Annotated in this window: 14 protein-coding genes; 8 read left to right on the top strand and 6 right to left on the bottom strand. The window is 73.3% G+C overall.

The genetic code is table 11. The annotated features are described in order from the left end of the window. Window positions 1-132: 132 nt before the first annotated feature. Together ABD54_RS00205 and ABD54_RS00200 are read left to right on the top strand one after the other, a co-directional pair. On the top strand, window positions 133-1137 hold the full coding sequence (locus ABD54_RS00205) for a stage II sporulation protein M (RefSeq protein WP_047867373.1): 1005 nt from the start codon (window positions 133-135) through the stop codon (window positions 1135-1137). A 148-nt stretch (window positions 1138-1285) separates the two neighbouring features. Beyond that, entirely contained in the window at window positions 1286-1537 is a 252-nt protein-coding gene (locus ABD54_RS00200; RefSeq protein WP_047867372.1) for a DUF397 domain-containing protein, read from the top strand. 14 nt (window positions 1538-1551) lie between these two features. On the opposite strand, the gene ABD54_RS00195 is transcribed toward ABD54_RS00200, so the two are convergent. The 6 genes from ABD54_RS00195 to ABD54_RS00170 form a co-directional block, all read right to left on the bottom strand. Next, window positions 1552-3570 carry a tetratricopeptide repeat protein gene (locus ABD54_RS00195; RefSeq protein WP_047867371.1) on the bottom strand — a complete coding sequence of 673 codons (2019 nt, stop codon included), beginning with the start codon at window positions 3568-3570 and terminating at the stop codon, window positions 1552-1554. Window positions 3571-3634: 64 nt separating this feature from the next. After that, window positions 3635-4939 carry a DUF58 domain-containing protein gene (locus ABD54_RS00190; protein ID WP_047867370.1) on the bottom strand — a complete coding sequence of 435 codons (1305 nt, stop codon included), beginning with the start codon at window positions 4937-4939 and terminating at the stop codon, window positions 3635-3637. Further along, the gene (locus ABD54_RS00185; RefSeq protein ID WP_047867369.1) at window positions 4939-5922 is read right to left on the bottom strand and encodes a MoxR family ATPase; all 984 of its coding nucleotides are present in this window, start codon (window positions 5920-5922) and stop codon (window positions 4939-4941) included. The genes ABD54_RS00190 and ABD54_RS00185 overlap by 1 nt, the downstream gene beginning before the upstream one ends. A 58-nt stretch (window positions 5923-5980) precedes the next feature. After that, a complete protein-coding gene (locus ABD54_RS00180) occupies window positions 5981-7183 on the bottom strand; it encodes a DUF4350 domain-containing protein (RefSeq protein WP_047867368.1) in 1203 nt (400 codons plus the stop codon). Then, window positions 7180-7803 (bottom strand): DUF4129 domain-containing protein, encoded by a 624-nt coding sequence (locus ABD54_RS00175; RefSeq protein WP_047867367.1) that lies wholly within the window; start codon window positions 7801-7803, stop codon window positions 7180-7182. Before ABD54_RS00175 ends, ABD54_RS00180 begins: the two co-directional genes overlap by 4 nt. Beyond that, window positions 7800-9350, bottom strand: a complete 1551-nt coding sequence (locus tag ABD54_RS00170; protein ID WP_047867366.1) for a glycerophosphoryl diester phosphodiesterase membrane domain-containing protein — start codon at window positions 9348-9350, stop codon at window positions 7800-7802. The genes ABD54_RS00175 and ABD54_RS00170 overlap by 4 nt, the downstream gene beginning before the upstream one ends. Before the next feature lie 422 nt (window positions 9351-9772). On the opposite strand from ABD54_RS00170, the gene mtrA reads away from it, so the two are divergent. From mtrA to hpf, 6 genes are all read left to right on the top strand, one after another. Beyond that, a complete protein-coding gene (gene mtrA / locus ABD54_RS00165) occupies window positions 9773-10450 on the top strand; it encodes an MtrAB system response regulator MtrA (RefSeq protein WP_013154750.1) in 678 nt (225 codons plus the stop codon). A 16-nt stretch (window positions 10451-10466) separates the two neighbouring features. Next, complete coding sequence (gene mtrB, locus ABD54_RS00160; protein ID WP_047867365.1) at window positions 10467-12284, top strand: MtrAB system histidine kinase MtrB; 1818 nt, start codon at window positions 10467-10469, stop codon at window positions 12282-12284. Next, on the top strand, window positions 12281-14155 hold the full coding sequence (locus ABD54_RS00155) for an LpqB family beta-propeller domain-containing protein (RefSeq protein ID WP_047867364.1): 1875 nt from the start codon (window positions 12281-12283) through the stop codon (window positions 14153-14155). Before mtrB ends, ABD54_RS00155 begins: the two co-directional genes overlap by 4 nt. A gap of 84 nt (window positions 14156-14239) precedes the next feature. Then, window positions 14240-15082: a maleylpyruvate isomerase family mycothiol-dependent enzyme gene (locus tag ABD54_RS00150; protein WP_047867363.1), complete on the top strand. Its 843-nt coding sequence runs from the start codon at window positions 14240-14242 to the stop codon at window positions 15080-15082. A 151-nt stretch (window positions 15083-15233) separates the two neighbouring features. Then, complete coding sequence (locus tag ABD54_RS00145; RefSeq protein WP_047867362.1) at window positions 15234-16004, top strand: ComF family protein; 771 nt, start codon at window positions 15234-15236, stop codon at window positions 16002-16004. A 749-nt stretch (window positions 16005-16753) separates the two neighbouring features. Continuing rightward, the gene (gene hpf, locus ABD54_RS00140; protein WP_047867361.1) at window positions 16754-17431 is read left to right on the top strand and encodes a ribosome hibernation-promoting factor, HPF/YfiA family; all 678 of its coding nucleotides are present in this window, start codon (window positions 16754-16756) and stop codon (window positions 17429-17431) included. Window positions 17432-17452: the final 21 nt, after the last annotated feature.

Here is a 17452-nt window from a genome sequence, read left to right as displayed (position 1 = left end):
CGTCCCGACATTACCCGGCACTTGGGGCGGCTGTTCGCAGCGGAGTCGGGAGCGCGTACCCGAGGCTCGGGTCCGGGGACCGCGAACCGGCGCCGGAACCGGGCCGCGCGCTAAGCGGATAGGGTTCCTTGCGTGGATATCGACGTGTTCGCCGCGGCACACGCCGCCGAGTGGGAACGGCTGGACCGACTGGTGCGCGGGCGCCGCTCGCTGGACGGTGAGGAGATCGACGAACTCGTCGAGCTCTACCAGCGGGTGTCCACCCACCTGTCGGTGGTGCGCTCCTCCGGGCAGGACCCGGCGCTGGTGGGCAGGCTTTCCGCGCTGGTGGCCCGGGCCCGCTCCGCGGTGACCGGCGCGCACGCCTCCGCCTGGCGCGACGTCGGCGGGTTCTTCACCCGCGTCTTCCCGGCGGTGCTGTACCGGCTGCGGTGGTGGTGGATCGGCACCAGCGCGGGCATGGTCGCGATCGCGGCGGTCACCGCCCTGTGGATCGTGTCCGAGCCCGACGTGCTGCACGCCCTGGGTACGCCGGACTTCATGGCCCAGTACGTCGACCACGACTTCGCGAACTACTACATGGAGAACCCCCGGGGCTCGTTCGCCGCCCAGGTGTGGACCAACAACGCGTGGGTCTCGGCGCAGGCCATCATCTACGGCGTGGCCCTGGGGCTGCCGACCCTGGCGGTGCTGCTGATGAACGCGGTGAACGTGGGCGTCGCCGCGGGGATCATGCTCGCCCACGGCCAGGGCGGCGTGTTCTTCGGTCTGCTGCTTCCGCACGGGCTGCTGGAGCTGACCGCCGTCTTCGTCGCGGGCGGGGTGGGCCTCAAGCTGGGGTGGACGATCATCGCGCCCGGCGACCGCACCCGCATGCGCGCCCTGGGCGAGGAGGGGCGCGCCGCCATCGCGGTGGCCCTGGGACTGGTGGCGGTGCTGTTCGTCTCCGGGATCATCGAGGGCGTGGTGACCGGCAACGCCGCGGCCGGGGTCATCCCGATCCCGGTGGCGCTGGGCGTCGGCGTGCTGGCGGAGGCGCTGTTCCTGGTCTACGTGTTCACGGTGGGAAAGAAGGCCTACCAGGAGGGCGAGACCGGAGACCTGGAGAACGCCCCCGCCGCCGTCCCGGTGGCCTGAGGGCCTGTCCCGGCGCGTGCGGCCCCCGCACCGGCAGTGGCCGCCTGCGGTCACTGGCCGGTGCTTGCGCGGGGGCGGGGTATCCGGTCTCTGGCCGCCTGCGGCCACGGGCTGGCCGGGTGGGCGGTGTCGTGCCATCATCCGGGCCATGGACACCGAATCCCCGCGCTGGTTCAAGAGCAGCCACAGCAGCTTCGCGCACGACTGTCTCGAGGCCGCCTTCACCGGTCCCGCGTGGTTCAAGAGCAGTCACAGCTCCTTCGAGGGCGGTGGATGCGTCGAGGTGGCGTTCACAGACCGCCCCGTGGTGCTGGTGCGGGACACCCGGAACCGTGAGCACGCGATGCTGGGCGTCGGCGCGCGGGAGTGGGCGAGACTACTCCGACTGGTCACGGCCTGACGGGTACGGCGGTGTCATCCCTCGTGGAGTTGCTGGAGGGACGCCTCCCTCTGCTCCAACGCCAGCAGAGTGCTGGGGTGGTCCTCGCCCAGCAGTGACGTTCGCGTTTCGACCACGCGGCCGAACATCTCGACCGCCGCTGCGTGGTCTCCGCGCGTGGCGGCGACCCGCGCCAGGTGGTAGTCGGCCGTGACCGTTTGCGGGTGCCGCTCGCCCAGTGTGCGTGCCCGGGTTCGACGGACCCGCCGAAAACCCTCCTCTGCGGTGTCCAGGTCGCCTCTGGTCATGCGGACGTAGGACAGGTTCTCCAACGCGTACAGGGCACTCTGACGCTCGTCCCTCCCCCCGTAGGCATCCCAGACGGCACGGAATTCCTCCTCGGCGGTGTCCAGGTCACCCCGGAGCCCGGTCATCAGGGCCAACTGGTGCCGTGTGCTCAGGGTTTCGTCGTGCGAGGGCCCGAGCACGGATTCGCGCTCGCGGTACACCGACCGGTAGACCTCCTCGGCCTCCTCGATGCGCCCCTGCTCACGCAGAGCATCGCCCAGCGCGTGTCTGGCCCGGAGGGTGGAGGGGTGGGAGGCTCCCGGCGCCTCCACCGCTTCCGCCACCACTGATTCGAGGACGCCGAGGGCCTCGTCGATGAAGCTGAGCAGCATCAGGCTGCGGGCTCCGGAGGTCATGCTGTCGATGACGGAGGGACCCACGTGGGACCGCGACCGGAGGAGGTCGGTGACGGCCGCGTGGGCGCGGAGTTCGAAGCCCAGATCCCGGTCGCGCTGCCAGGCGAGCAGCCGCTCCGCCTCGTTGACCAGCTCCAAGTCCTCCTCCCCGAACCCGGCGCGCACGGTCTCCGACACCAGCGGGTGCAGCCGCAGCGCGGTCTCCCCCTGGGAGGAGACGACCGAGACCAGACCGTGCACCACCAGCGCGTTCACCGCCCTGGCCAGGTCCGCGTCGGTCGGGGAGCCCAGCATCCCGCCGTCCAGCTCCGACAGCGGCAGCCTGCGCAGCGGAACCTCACTGGCGTCGGGACCCAGCACCGCCAACAGCTTCAACAGCGGCACCGCCCTGGGCTCGCGCTCCTCCACCAGCCGCAGGGACAGCTCCCACACCCCCGACAGCAGTCCGCGCTCGACGTCGCCACCGGTGACGAAGGGCGCCGCCAGCTCGTCCAGGGCGCCCACGCCCTCGTCGAGCCGCGCCAGCAGCGCGTGCGCGTCCGGGAACAGCACCCGGTGCGTGGCCAGGATCCGCCCGGCCAGCGACAGGGCCAGCGGCACCCCGCCCAACCGCCGGGCCAGCTCCTCCGCGCCCGCGAGCACGGCCGCACCGCCCGCCCCCGCGTGGTCGGCAAGCGCCTCGGACGCCGCCGACCCCTCCAGCTCCCCGATCCGGTGCACCCGCGCGGGCGCCCACTGCGCGGGGTCGCCCACCCGGCTGGTCACCAGCACGAACCCGCCCGGACTCGCCCGCATCCACCCCAACTGGTCACCGGGCCGGTTCTCCGGGTCCAGCTCCTCGGTCCGGTCTGCGTTGTCGATCACCAGCAGCCACGGCCGCGCCGCCGCGTCCAGGTGCCGCCACACCCACCGGGCCGCCTGGCGGCGAGACCCCTTCACCCGTTCGGCCTCCTGCCGGGAGCCGCCCGCCTCCACGGCGGCCTCGACCATGCTCGACGCCACGCTCCCGGGCCGGACCCAGAACACCGTCCACCCCTCGCGACGCGCCCGCTCGGCCAGCGCCGCCGCCACCGTGGTCTTGCCGAACCCGCCCGGCCCGGTCAGCACGTGCGGAACCGGCGCACCGGCCTCCATCTCCCCGCCGAGGACCTCCAGGAGCTCCTCACGTCCCCGTACGGCCGTCGCCGGGCGCGGCGGGTCCAGGGACACGTCGGCGAGCGGTGGCGCCGCGGGAGCGGGCGCGTGGAGGGTCACGCCGCCGTGGATGTCGCGCACCTGGATCAGTTGGCCGTGGACAGCGCCGGTGGAGGCGTTGCCATGGGAGTCGGGGGGAGGGACCATGCCCTCCATACTGCACGTCCGGGTGTCGCCCCGACGGGGCGGCACCCGGACGGTGAAAGCGGGAGGCCCGGGCCTACAGCCTGCCCTGCGCCTTGAGGTTGATGTAGGCGTCCGCCAACGCGGGCGCGATGTGCTCGGGGTCGGCGTCGACCACCTCCACGCCCATCCGGCGCAGCTCGGCGGTCACCCGACGCCGCTCGCCCAGCGTCCGCTCCGCGGCGGCCGCCCGGTACAGCGCGTCCGCGCTGCCCCGCTCGGCGGCCATCAGCTCCACCGCCGGATCGTTGACCGCGGCGACCAGCAGCAGGTGCCGGGAGGTGAGCACGGGCAGCCTCGGCAGCAGCCCCTCCTCCAGCGACGCCGCGTTCAGGTCGGTCAGCAGCACCACCAGCCGCCGGGCCCGCCCCTGAGTGCCCAGGACCGTCCCCACCAGGCCCGCCGGGTCGGACTCCACCAGCTCCGCCTCCAGCGGCGCCATGGCCTCCACGATCCGGCCCACCTGCTGGCCGCCCTTGCCCGACGAGCGCACCTGCGCGCGCGTGCGCCGGTCGTAGGCCAGGAAGTCCACCCGGTCGCCCGCCCTGCCCGCCAGCGCGGCCAGCAGCAGCGCGGCGTCCATGGCGTGGTCCAGGCGCGGGGTGTCGCCCACCCGCCCGGCCGACGTGCGCCCGGTGTCCAGCACGATGAGGATGCGCCGGTCCCTCTCGGGCCGCCACGTGCGCACCACCACCCCGTCGCCGCGGGCCGTGGCCCGCCAGTCGATCGAGCGCACGTCGTCGCCGGGCACGTAGTCGCGCAGGGAGTCGAACTCGCTGCCCTGCCCGCGCACCATCGCCGTGTGCTGCCCCTCCAGCTCGCGCAGCCGGGACAGCTTGCCCGGCAGGTGGCGCCTGCTGTGGAAGGGCGGCAGCGTGCGCACGGTCCACGGCGCGGGCAGCGTCCGCTGCCTGCCCGCCAGCCCCAGCGGCCCCAGACTGCGCACGGTCACGCCCGCGGCCCGGGCGTCGCCGCGCCGCGTCGTGGTCAGGACGGTCCTCACCCGGCGCCGCTCCCCGGCCGGTACCCGCAGCGGCCGGCTGCGCGGCGCGGCGTGCGAGCTCGGCGGCCAGGCGTCGCGCACCGACCCCCGCAGCGCCCGCCGCGTGGGGTTGGCGACGGTCACGTACACCGTCGCCGAGTCGCCCAGGCGCAGCGACGTGTCGCCCTCCCGGGACAGCAGCACCGCCTCGGGGCTCGCCGCCAGCACGACGTCCAGGGCGAGCAGCGCCGCCAGCACACCCAGGGCCGCGGCCGCGGCCGCCGCTCCGATCAGGCCGGACAGCGCCACCGCGACCGTGGCCGCCAGCGCCAGCAGCACCGCCCGGCCGGTGACCACCATCAGCGCGGCACCGGGACGGAGGAGAGCACACCGTCCAGGATTCCGTCGGTGGTCGCCCCCTCCAGCTCGGCCTCGGGGCGCAACGAGATCCGGTGCCGCAGCGTGCCCTTGGCCAGCGCCTTCACGTCGTCGGGGGTGACGTAATCGCGGCCCGACAGCCACGACCACGCCCTGCTTGTGCGCAGCAGCGCGGTGGCGCCGCGCGGGGACGCGCCCAGCTGGAGGGACGGCGACTGCCGGGTGGCCCGGCACAGGTCCACGATGTAGCCCAGGACCTCGGGCGCCACCCGCACGCGCTCCACGGCCAGCCGGGCCGCGCGCAGCTCCGCTGCGCCCGCCACCGCCGTGACCCCGGCCGCGGCCAGGTCGCCCGGGTCGAAACCGGCCGCGTGGCGGCCCAGCATCTCCACCTCGGCCGCCTGCTCGGGCAGCGGGACGGTCACCTTGAGCAGGAACCGGTCCAGTTGGGCCTCGGGCAGCGGGTAGGTGCCCTCGTACTCCACCGGGTTCTGGGTGGCTGCCACCATGAACGGGTCGGGCAGCGCGGACGGCCTGCCCTCCACGGTCACCTGGCGCTCCTCCATCGCCTCCAGCAGCGAAGCCTGGGTCTTGGGCGGGGTCCGGTTGATCTCGTCCGCGAGCAGCAGGTTGGTGAAGACCGGCCCCTCCATGAACTCGAACTTCGCGGTGTGCTGGTCGTAGACCAGCGAGCCCGTCACGTCGCCCGGCATCAGGTCCGGGGTGAACTGCACCCGCTTGTGGTCCAGGGACAGCGCCGCCGCGAGGGTGCGCACCAGCAGCGTCTTGGCGACGCCGGGCACGCCCTCCATCAGCACGTGGCCGCGGCACAGCAGCGCCACGACCATCGCGGTCACCGTCTCGTCCTGGCCCACGACCGCCTTGGCGACCTCGCGGCGCAGGGCGACCAGGGCCGCGCGCGCCTCGTCGGCTGATGGCAGTGCCTCGGGTGTGAAGGCGCTCACGTGCCGTCTACCTCTCTCGATACCTCAGTGGTCGGTCGCTGGTCCCCGCGGCTCGGGGTCACCGGAGCCTCCGGGCGCGCTCGTCGAGTTCGTCGGCGAGCCTGACCAGCGTGTCGTCGTCGCCCGCGTACGGGTCGGGGTGCCCGGGGTGGAGCAGGGACCGCAGGTGGGCGGGGTCGTCACCGGTCCGCGAGGCGACCGCCGCCACGACCGCGTCGGGCGCGGCGTCCGCGCCCAGGCCGAGCTTGGGCGCGACCCGGTCCAGGAACCCCGACCGCAGCGCGGCCGCGGCCCGGTCCCGGGCCCTGCGCGACTGGTACAGCCCCGCACGCCCCTCGGTGGTCTCCGAGGCGCGCACCACCACGGGCAGCGACTCGGGCACCAGGGCGCCCATCCGGCGCCCCCTCCAGAGGGCGAGCAGCGCCAGCGCGGCCACCAGCGGAACCAGGGACCAGCGCAGGCCCAGCGGCAGCAGCTCCCACAGCCCCGAGCCGCCCTCCTGCTGGGGCGGGTCGGGGCGCAGCCACACCACGTCCTCGGCGGCCAGGAGGTTCATCGCCAGTGCGGCGTTGCCCCCGGCGGAGAGCTCGGTGTTGGTCAGCGGCCCGCCGGTGCCCAGCACGGTCGTCGCGGAACCCTCCCGCTCCACCCGGACCAGGGCGTCGCCGCTCCCGCCGGGGTAGCAGCCCACGGCCCGCGCATCGGACCCGGCCGTGTACAGCTCACCGGCGAGGTAGGCCTCGCCCGCGGCCTCGGCGGCCGACAGCCCGCACTCGGGGGCGTAGGGGGTCTCCGGGTCGGGGAACCTCTCCGGTTCCTCCCGGCCGGTCATGGTCACCCCGGGGGCGAACGCCTCCAGGGACTGCGTGGACGGCCGCACCAGGACGGTGTCCACGTCGAGCGCGGCCAGGGTCTCCAGCTCCTCGGGGAGCAGGCGGTGGTCCAGGAAGACGGCGAGCACGGCGTCGCCCCCGGCGTCGGCCACGGCCTCCTCGGCGGCGGCGGAGGAGCGCACCACGTGCACGTCGCGGTCCTCCTCCAGCACGTTCACCAGCGCCCGGGTGCCGTCCGGGTCGATGGAACCGGGCTCCAGGTGGCCGGTGGGGAACTGCTCGCTGCCCAGCGACAGCAGTACCGAGACCGTGACGAGCGCGGCCACCACGGCTGCCGGGACCCGGACCGAGCGCCACACACGCAGGGCGCGCGGCTCCTCCCGGGACGGCGCGCGGCCGGGGGAGTGCGGGGGCGCGGTGGCCGTCATCGGCTCACCTCCCCGACGGGCCGGGCGGCCCTGAGCCGCGTGTCCAGCTCGCGCAGGAGGCGCGCGGACTCGGCGGTGGCCGGGCGGTCGCCGTAGGCCACTTCGTTGAAGATCCGCGCGCCCTCGCTCAGCCCCTCGGCTTCGGCGGTCAGCACGGCGGAGGCCTCCGCGGCCAGCTCGGTCGCGGTGCGCCCCGCGCGCGGGGTGATGATCGCCCGCTCCTCCAGGTCCACGCTGACGGCCCTCAGCCTCTCCGTGACGGCGGCGGCGAACTCACCCGCCTCCTCGTGCCGGTCGGCGGCGGCCCGGTGGTCGGCCGCGTCCAGCGGCGCGCCCTCGTGCACCGGCGCGCCCGCGCGACGGCCGCGGGTCGGGCGCAGCCAGAACACCAGCCAGACCAGCAGGACCGCGACGACCACCAGCAGCGGTCCGAGGACCGTCCAGCCGCCGAGGGCGTCCGGCGCCCGGGAGACCAGTTCCCCGAGCAGCTCGTCGAGCCAGGAGAGGAAGCGGTCCCACAGCGAGGGCTCCTGTTCCCCGTACAGGGGATCGCTCAGCTCCTCGACGGCGCGCCGCTGTCCCTCCTCGCGGGTCACCTCCCCGACGGCGGGCGCACTCACGTCCGCGGCTCCGGCAGGTAGATCTCCGGGCCCGCCTCGTAGCCCGCCTGGGCCACCTGGTGCAGCTTCAGGTCCAGGCCCTCGCTGCGCATCCGGGCGTCCACGTAGAGCAGGGTGGTCACGCCCACGGTGAAGGGCGTGGTGATCGCGGAGGCGATGACCGTCCCCACGTAGACGACCGCGCCCGAGGCGACCGCGGCCCAGGTCGCGCCGGGCGCGACGAAGACGAAGACGGCGGAGACGACGCCGAAGGGCGTGCTCAGCAGGCTGCTGACAAGGACCATCAGGAGGAAGGCCAGCAGAGCGATGCCGAAGGTCCGCCACCACCTGCCCTGCGTCAGCCGCCAGGAGCGGGCGAGGGCCGCGCCCACGCCGACGCGTTCGAGCACCACGACCGGCATGGCGAAGTAGATGCGGATGTAGATCCACGCCATCAGGGCGATGCCGCCGATGATGCCCAGCACCACCGAGGCGATGACGATGGCGATCCCCAGCCCCTGACTGCTGGAGACGGCCACGAAGACGCCCAGGAACAGGCCGACGAACCCCACCACGACGATGACCATGGAGAGCGCGAAGAAGATCAGCAGTTGCAGCAGCGCCAGCCCGACGACGGCCCCGATACGGTCCTTGACGGCGGCCCACGCCTCGGACGGGCTGAGCTTGCGGCCGAGGACCGCCATGCCGACCACGGCCGTTAGCAGGCCGGTGACCAGGATGATCCCGGCCTGGGTCAGCAGAGTCCCGGCGTAGTTGGCGACTACTGACCAGCCGCTGAACGGGAGCGGGTCGTTGGGGTCGAGCGACGCGGGGTCGGCCATCATCTGGTCGAGGAAGGCCCCGTAGTCGGACAGGTACGCGCCGGCGCCGACCGAGCTGACGATGCTCGCGACCGCCATGACCACCAGCGTGAGGCCGACGGTGGTCTTGGGGTTGTTGCGGATGAGGCTGAACGCCCCGTTGTAGATGTCCCCGAGCGTCATGGGCCGGAGCGCGACCACGCCCGGCTTCGGCGCGCGCGGCTGCCCGTAGGGGGGCTGTTGGCCGTATCCGGCCGGTGCTCCGTATCCGGGCTGTCCGTAACCGGGTTGCTGGCCGTACTGTCCGTAGCCCGGCTGCTGACCGTATCCGGACTGCTGCCACTGCGCCTGCTGGCCGTGGCCGTACTGGCCGTGACCCGGCGGGTGCCCGTAGGCGGGCTGCTGTCCGTAACCGCCGCCGTGGGACGGCTGCCGGCCGGAGGAGTGCTGCCCGTACTGTCCGTAGCCGGGCTGCTGCCCCGAGGGCTCCTGCCCGTAGTGCTGCTGCCCGTACCCGGGAGCCTGTTCGGGAGGGGCGAAGCCCGGCTGCCCCTGGGGCGCCTGACCGGCGGGCCCGGAGCCCGGCCCTGCACCGGAGGGCGCGGAGGAGGCGGAGGAATGACCCTCCTGGCCGGGGGCGGCCCATCCGCCGGGCGCGGGCGGGGGAGCGGCCTCGGGAGCCCCGCCGCCGCCCGGTCCGCCCGGGGGGTTGCCCGACGTGTCCCGGTGGTCGTCCTCCTGGGTCATCTGCCCCGCCCTCCATGGGGTTCGGTCACGCTGCGCGAGCACGCTTCCGCGGTTTTCGGCCTCTGGTCAACCAACCTACCCGCCGGTTCCACCGGTGCCCGCGTTGTTCGGGCGTATGCAGGCGCAACCGACCCACTTCATTCCTTTTGTATGCTTTCTGTTACCAACCGGCCGAGTCGCGAAGGTTCGCGTGCCAGGTCACCAGGGTCGACGCGCCGCAGGCCGAAACGGTTCCCACGGACCGAAAAACACCGACCACTCTTCCGATCCCGCCCGAAGATGGCAAGGTGGGGGGAGGACGAAGCAGTTCCCCGCGTCTGGGGGCGCACCGAACGTTCATGCCGCTTGAGTGTTTTCAGAGAGAGGAGTAGGCGCCGCCGTACCCGCCCGCGCGGGTCCGACGCCCGGCGCCGGACGCACCGATGAAGGGACGTGTACTGGTTGTCGACGACGACCTCGCCCTCGCTGAGATGCTGGGCATCGTTCTGCGCGGAGAGGGGTTCGAGCCCTCGTTCGTGCACGACGGGGACAAGGCCCTGGAGGCCTTCCGTGAGACCAAGCCCGACCTGGTCCTCCTCGACCTGATGCTCCCCGGCGCCGACGGGATCGACGTCTGCCGTCAGATCCGCGCCGAGTCCGGCGTGCCCATCGTGATGCTCACCGCCAAGAGCGACACCATCGACATCGTCCTCGGGCTGGAGTCGGGCGCCGACGACTACATCGTCAAGCCCTTCAAGCCCAAGGAGCTCGTCGCCCGCGTCCGCGTGCGCCTGCGCCGCACCGAGGAGCCCGCGCCCGAGGTGCTCCAGATCGGGGACATCACCATCGACGTCGCCGGGCACGCCGTGCGCCGCGACGGGGAGCAGATCAGCCTCACCCCGCTGGAGTTCGACCTCCTGGTCGCCCTGGCCCGCAAACCGCGCCAGGTCTTCACCCGCGAGGTGCTCCTGGAGCAGGTCTGGGGCTACCGGCACGCCGCCGACACCCGCCTGGTCAACGTCCACGTCCAGCGCCTGCGCGCCAAGATCGAGAAGGACCCGGAGCACCCCGAGGTCGTCGTGACCGTCCGCGGCGTCGGCTACAAGGCCGGAACCGCCTGATCCTCCCGAGCCGCACATGACCGCAGCCACACCAGAGGAGGAGCGGGGGACCGCCTCCGACACGCAGATCCCGCCCTCCGGGCCGCCCGCGGCCCGAGGTCGCTGGCGCGACGGCGGCACCGGGCTCACCCGCTCCTACGCGCTCGCCCAGCGCGCCGCCCGCGCCCTGGTGCGCGGCGTCCACAGCAACTGGCGCCGCTCGCTGCACCTGCGGGTCATCTCCACCACCCTGGTGCTCTCCCTGGTGGTCATGGTGGGCCTGGGATACGTACTCGTCTCCCAGGTGCGCGGCGGCCTGCTCGACGCCAAGATCTCCACGGCCGTCACCGACCACCGCGCCGGGCTCAACTACGCGTCGGCCGAACTCCAGGAGAACGAGTCGGGCGACCGCAACCGGCTCATGTACAACCTGGCCAACGAGCTCACCAGCCGCAGCGGCGACACCGGGCTGTACAGCGTGGTCATCCTGCCCTCGGTGGGCGGCGAGGTCGGCTGGGCCACCGGCGAGGGCAGCGTCCCGCAGCGGCTCATCAACCAGGTCCACGAGTCCGAGGTGGACGAGCAGCAGTACCACACGTACACGCGCATCACCACCGACCGGGGGGAGGAGCCCGCGCTGGTGGTCGGCGCGCAGCTCACGCGCGCCTACGAGCTGTACTACATCTTCCCGCTCCAGCACGAGCAGCAGATCCTCGACCTGGTCCAGGGCACGGTCGGTCTGGTGGGCGTGCTGCTGGTCATCCTCCTGGGCCTGATCGCCTTCGTCATCACCCGGCAGGTGGTCAGCCCGGTCCGCTCGGCCGCCCAGTCCGCCGAACGCCTCTCCTCGGGCGACCTCACCGAACGCATGGCCGTGCACGGCGAGGACGACCTCGCCCGGCTGGCCCTGTCCTTCAACGACATGGCTGGCAACCTCCAGGAGAAGATCCAGGAGCTGGAGGAGCTGTCCAAGCTCCAGCGCCAGTTCGTCTCCGACGTCTCCCACGAGCTGCGCACCCCCCTGACCACCATCAAGATGGCCGGGGACGTGCTCTTCGACGAGCGCGAGGAGCTCGACCCCACCATGCGCCGCTCGGTCGAGCTCCTGCAGAGCCAGGTGGAGCGGTTCGAGGAACTCCTCTCCGACCTGCTGGAGATCAGCCGCCACGACGCCGGGGCCGCCACCCTCGGCACCGAGTCGCTCGACATCCGCGACGCCGTCATGAAGGCCGTCGGCGACGCCGAGCAGATCGCCGAGCGGCGCGGCATCAAGGTCGTGCTGCGCCTGCCCACCGAGCCCTGCACCGCCGAGTACGACGGCCGCCGCATCAACCGCATCCTGCGCAACCTGGTGGTCAACGCGATCGAGCACAGCGAGGGCCGCGACGTGGTGGTCACCGCCGCCTGCGACCGCGACTCGGTCGCCGTGGCCGTGCGCGACTACGGGGTGGGCCTCAAGGAGGGGGAGGAGCACCTGTGCTTCGACCGCTTCTGGCGCGCCGACCCGGCCCGGGTGCGCACCACCGGCGGCACCGGCCTCGGACTCTCCATCGCCAAGGAGGACGCCACCCTGCACGGCGGCTGGCTCCAGGCGTGGGGGCAGCCCGGCCAGGGCTCCCAGTTCCGGCTGTCCCTGCCGCGCCGCTCCGGCAGCGAGCTGCGCGGCTCCCCACTGCCGCTGGTGCCGCCGGAGTTCGCGCTGGGCCGCACCTACACCGCCTTCGCCGACAAGGCCGAGAACGGCAACGGCGCCGTACGCGCGGAGAAGGTGCCGGCCAGGAACGGCGCGGACACCACGGAGGAGGGCGCGGCCGCCGTACGCGCCGAGCAGCGCGAGGACGAGGAGAAGCTGTGAGGACACCGCACCGGTTCGGCCGCGCCGCGCGCGCCTGCCTGGCCGCGGCCGTGGCGGCCGTGTCCATGGCGGCCTGCGCGACCGTCCCCACCACCGGCCCTGTGGTGGCCAGCGACGGCAACGAGTCCGAGGGCGACCCCTACAGCGGCTACGTGCGCCTGCTGCCCGCCGGACCCCAGGAGGGCGTGGCGCCGGAGGGCCTGGTCAGCGACTTCCTCAAGGACATGGGCAGCTTCGAGCAGGACTACGAGGCCGCCCGCAGCTACATGCTGTCGAGCACGGACCAGTCGTGGAGCCCGGACGGGACGGTCAAGGTCTTCCCCGGCCACGACACCGTCGACCTCGACACCACGATCAGCGGAGACGGGCTCACCGCCACTGTGCGGATGCGCAGCTCGCTGGTGGCCACGATCGACGAGGACGGCAGGTACGTCTCCGGCGACTCCGGCCGCCTGCTCGACGAGGCCTTCGTCCTGGCCCGGGAGGACGGGGACCCCGAGGGCGAGTGGCGCATCCAGAGCCTGCCGGACGAGCTCGTCCTCAGCCAGCTCGACCTGGAGCGCACCCACCGCCCGTTCAACCTGTACTACTTCAACCCCGACGAGAACGCCCTGGTCCCGGACCCGGTCTACCTGCCCGTCAGCAACGACGAGCTCACCGAGCGCCTGCTGCGCAGGCTCGTCCGCGGCCCAAGCGCCTGGCTGGACCCCTCCGTGCACTCCTCCTTCTCCGAGGACTCCGATCCCGAGGTGGAGGTGGACGAGGACCGGGTCGCCGTCAGCGTGACCGCCCCCGGCCAGGCCGACGAGTTCGGCATGGGCGCCCAGATCGCCTGGACCCTGCGCCAGTTGCCGGAGATCCAGGAGTTCACGCTGCGGGTGAACGGCAACGAGGTGGACTTCCCCGGGGCCGAGGGCGAGAGCGCCGACCGGCCGCGCCCGGGCAGCACCTACTGGTCGGAGGTCAGTCCCGGCGCGACCTCGCCCGGCGTCCACGTCTACTACTCCCACGAGGGCCAGCTGTGGGCGGCCTCGGACTGGGACACCGACACCTTCGGCAGCGGCGAGCCGGTGCCCGGCCCACTGGGATCGGGCGAGGTGCCCGTGGGCAGGTTCGCGGTGTCGCTGGACGAGCAGACCGTCGCCGGGGTCACCACGGGCGGCCGCCGGGTCGTCACGAGCGAGGCCTCCCCCGGCGCCGCCGTCCGGGAGGTCCTGGCCGACGGGGTCTTCACAGAGCTGTCCTGGGACGTCAACGGCGACCTGTGGGTGGTCGAGGAGGTCGACGAGGAGGACGGTGGGGAAGCCGAGGAGGCGCGGGAGGACTCCGACGCCGAGAGCCCCAACCTCAACGGGCCGCCGCCCTCCCCGGGCCCGACACAGCTGTGGCTGCTGCGCGACGGCCACGAAGTGGTCCGCGTGGACGTGTCCGACCTGCGCGACAGGCCGCTGGTGCAGTTCCAGATCTCCCGGGACGGCACCCGCGCCGCGGTGGTGACCGAGGTGGACGGGCGCCGCTCGCTCCAGGTGGGGCGCGTGGTGGAGGACGCCGACGGCCAGGTCTCCGTCGAGTCGTTCGTGACCCTGGCCCGCGAGCTGGAGGACGTCACCGACATCTCCTGGCGCTCGGGCGACCAACTGGTCGTGCTCGGCACCCGCGAGGGCGGTACCAGCCAGGCCCTCCTGGTGTCGCTGGACGGCGGTACGCCGCCCGCCAGCGCAGGAACCCCCGTCGCCAGCATGGTGACCGTCTCCGGAGCCCCTGGCCAGCCCCTGGTGGCCGGTTCGGACGACGGCAACATCTGGGTGTCCAGCGACCCGCTGAACTGGCAGAGCGTCGTGGAGGGCGGCTCACCGGCCTTCCCGGGCTGAGGCGTCGCGGGCGCGGCCGGACCCCGGCCGCGCCCCCGGCGAAACAGGGGTGCGCCCGGCGGGCAGGCCTGGAATGGTGGCGCCATGGACGACCTGACCCGGCTGGGTACACCGATCGACGCGCGCCCCCACTTCTCGGGGGAGCGGGAGGACCTCCTCGCGCTCCTGCGCGGCCTCACCCCCGACGAGTGGCAGACCGAGGCCGTGACCGGGTGGAGCGCGCGCGATGTGGCCGCCCACCTGCTCGGCGACGACTACTGGCGCATCGCTGGGATGCGCGACCGCTACCGGGCCGCCCCGGCTCCGGCGCCCGGGGAGCCGCTGGCGGCGTTCATCCACCGCAACAACCAGGAGTGGGTGCGGGCCACCGCCAGGATCAGCCCGCAGGCGCTGGTCCAGACACTGGAGATGACCGGACGCGAGCTCGTGCGGCTCTGGCGCTCCGCCGACCCGCACGCCCCGGGCGTCGCCGTCTCCTGGGCGGGCGCCGACCCGGCGCCGGTCTGGCTGGACTGCGCCCGTGAACTCACCGAGAACTGGGCCCACCGGCAGCAGATCCGGCACGCCGCCGGGCGGGCCACCGACCCCGGGCCCGCGGGCTCCATCGTGCTCGACACGTTCATGCGCGCGCTGCCTCACACCCTGCGCGACGCCCCGGCGCGGACCGGAACGCGGGTGGGCGTGGCCGTGGACGGCCCGGACGGCGGCGAGTGGACCGTCACCCGGACCGGGACCGGGTGGTCGCTGTCCCCCGACGCCGCGGGGGACTCCGGCCCGCCCGCGGCGGCCGTGCGCTGGGACTTCGAGACCGCCTGGCGGCTGTGCGTGCGGGGAATCGAACCCGAGGAGGCCGAGGCCAGGGGCGTCATCTCGGGCGACCCCGGCCTGGCCCGGGCCTGCTGCCGCATCGTGTCGATCATCCGCTGACCGCGCGGCCCGGGCGGCTCCCGGTGACGGAACCGCGGTACCGGGACCGGAGCGGGAGCCGGTGAGGGGCGCGGAGGAGGTCTTCGGGGGCGTTGTCCACAGGTCCGAGAAGGGGCTGGCGGGGGCCGTCTCGGACGCCCAGCCTTGAGGTATGGAAGAACGGACACACCCCACCGGCGTGCTGCGGTGGATACTCGGCGCGCTGCTCGACCTGCTCCTGCCCCAGCCGTGCGCGGCGTGCTCGGGACCCTCGGGGCCGCTGTGCGCGCACTGCCTCACCGCGCTGCGGCGCCGCCCCCACCGCTGCGCGCCCAGGCCGGGCTGCCCGCCCGTCTGGGCGGTCGGGCCCTACGCCGGACGCCACCGAGGGGTGCTGCTCACCTACAAGGAGGGCGGTGCCGACGCCCTGGCCGCGCCCCTGGGCGGGTGGCTGGCCGCCGCCCACACCGCGTCCGGCCTGGCCCGTCCGGACACCCTGCTCGTCCCCGTGCCCGGGCGGGGCCCGCCGGGAGACCCCCGGGCACCGGTCACCCGGCTGACGCGCTCCTGCCTGGCGCAGGCGGGCGGAGCGGGCGCCGGGCGGCTGGCGCCGCTGCTGCGCTATCGGGGCCGTCCCCGGCGCCAGGCAGGCCTGGGGCGGGACGAGCGCCTGGCCAACCGGGCGGGCACCCTGGTCGCGGACCGTCCGCTTCCCCGGGCCCTCGGCGCTGGCCCCGGCGCGGAAGCCGGGGGAGCCGCGGTCGTGGTGGACGACGTCCTCACCACGGGCGCCACGGTGGCCGAGGCGACCCGTGCCCTGCGGGCCCGCGGGATTCCCGTGGCGGGCGCGGTGGTTCTCCTCGAACGCCTGCCCGGCTCTGGCGGAGGTCCTTCCCGGGAGGAGGAGGCGGGTGGTGCAAGAAGGTTTTACGAACCCTCGTGAACAGGTGAAAAGTCCATGTACGAAGGGGTTTGAGTCAGTTACCGATGAGTTGGGAGGGTGGCTGCTACCTGACATCCTCGCCAGGACAGGTTACGGTCACGGTATGGCACCCGTCCGGGTCCGTGGTTGCGTCGGAGTCTGCGAGCTCCCGGGAACACCGGGGAGCCGCTCCGGCAAGCCGATGCCAGGCGCAGGCGAAACGGCCCACGTAAGGCGACTTTTCGTCGACCGATCACGGTGCGCCTTAGAGGTAAGCCCTGCCCCGCGGAGGGTCCAGATGTCCCTCATGACAGGGAGAAGAGCAGTAGTCGCGTACAAGAGCGGCGACACTCTCAGCAGGCGGATGTGGGGACGAAGACCAGGTCGGCCGGACGGGTGGCATCCCATCGTCCGGGGGTTCGCCAACGGCGAACCCCCGGAGACGATCCCCCGCGTCCCCGCCGCGTGCCTTCCCGCCGCGGCCCCGGGACGCCTGCGGTTCATCGGGGGGCGACCCGCCCCGTCTGTCCCGTCTGTCCCGGCTGTCCTTTCCTCCACCGCGGCGGTCTTCGCCAATCACGCCCCTGGTACGCGTGATGACACCCCCTCCGGTGGGTATACGCATCTCCAACCGAGCCGTGCCCCCTACAGGACGGGGGCACAAGCGGAAGGGGGCTAGCGCGACACCCCTCCCGCCCCCCTGACGGCGGAAGGGACGCAGAGCCAGCCTGGCCGTCGTCTTCCGACGGCCACGCGATGAAGGGGGTCCTATGGACATCATCGTCAAGGGTCGACGCACCGGTGTGAGTGAGAAGTTCCGTCAGCACGTCGACAACAAGCTCGACAGGCTCTCCAAGTGGGAGAAGAAGGGCATGACCGTCGACGTGGAGGTGTCCAAAGAGCGCAACCCCAAGCTCGCCGACGTCTGCGAGCGGGTTGAGCTGACCATCCGGACCAACGGTCCGGTCATTCGCAGCGAGGCCGCCGCCTCGGACCGGTACGGCGCCCTCGACCTCGCCCTCGACAAGATCGAGGCCCGCCTGCGCAAGTCCGCGGACCGGCGCAAGGTCCATCGGGGCAACCACGCCCCCGTCTCCGTCGCGTCGGCCACCGCCGGCCTCCCCGGAGACCTGCCCTCGTCCGCCACCGCCACCGCGACGCAGGCTCCCCCCGCGCAGCGGCGCAGCGGAGAGGAGGACGTCAACGGCGTTGAGGTGGACGGGAGGTTCTCCGACGAGTTCGTCGAACTCGACACCCAGGGAGACGTCCCCGTCGTCGTCCGGGAGAAGTTCCACCGGGCCAAGCCCATGAGCATCGACCAGGCGCTCATGGAGATGGAACTCGTGGGCCACGACTTCTACCTCTTCCACGACGAGGTCAAGGACGCCCCGAGCGTCGTCTACCGGCGCAAGGGCTTCAACTACGGCGTCCTCCGACTGGTCGACTAGGAAGTGTTTTCTCGGACCTGC

The organism is Nocardiopsis sp. RV163 (genome assembly GCF_001029525.1).
Classification (GTDB): Bacteria; Actinomycetota; Actinomycetes; order Streptosporangiales; family Streptosporangiaceae; genus Nocardiopsis; species Nocardiopsis dassonvillei.
Note: the sequence above shows the minus strand (reverse complement) of the source record. Positions and strands in the feature narration are given on the sequence as shown.

Bases quoted from the DNA above. Each gene is read 5' to 3' on its own strand.
- ABD54_RS00200 (WP_047867372.1), top strand. From the start codon at position 1,286: ATGGACACCGAATCCCCGCGCTGGTTCAAGAGCAGCCACAGCAGCTTC.
- ABD54_RS00195 (WP_047867371.1), bottom strand. From the start codon at position 3,570: ATGGAGGGCATGGTCCCTCCCCCCGACTCCCATGGCAACGCCTCCACC.
- ABD54_RS00190 (WP_047867370.1), bottom strand. From the start codon at position 4,939: ATGGTGGTCACCGGCCGGGCGGTGCTGCTGGCGCTGGCGGCCACGGTC.
- ABD54_RS00180 (WP_047867368.1), bottom strand. From the start codon at position 7,183: ATGACGGCCACCGCGCCCCCGCACTCCCCCGGCCGCGCGCCGTCCCGG.
- ABD54_RS00170 (WP_047867366.1), bottom strand. From the start codon at position 9,350: ATGACCCAGGAGGACGACCACCGGGACACGTCGGGCAACCCCCCGGGC.
- mtrA (WP_013154750.1), top strand. From the start codon at position 9,773: ATGAAGGGACGTGTACTGGTTGTCGACGACGACCTCGCCCTCGCTGAG.
- mtrB (WP_047867365.1), top strand. From the start codon at position 10,467: ATGACCGCAGCCACACCAGAGGAGGAGCGGGGGACCGCCTCCGACACG.
- ABD54_RS00150 (WP_047867363.1), top strand. From the start codon at position 14,240: ATGGACGACCTGACCCGGCTGGGTACACCGATCGACGCGCGCCCCCAC.
- ABD54_RS00145 (WP_047867362.1), top strand. From the start codon at position 15,234: ATGGAAGAACGGACACACCCCACCGGCGTGCTGCGGTGGATACTCGGC.
- hpf (WP_047867361.1), top strand. From the start codon at position 16,754: ATGGACATCATCGTCAAGGGTCGACGCACCGGTGTGAGTGAGAAGTTC.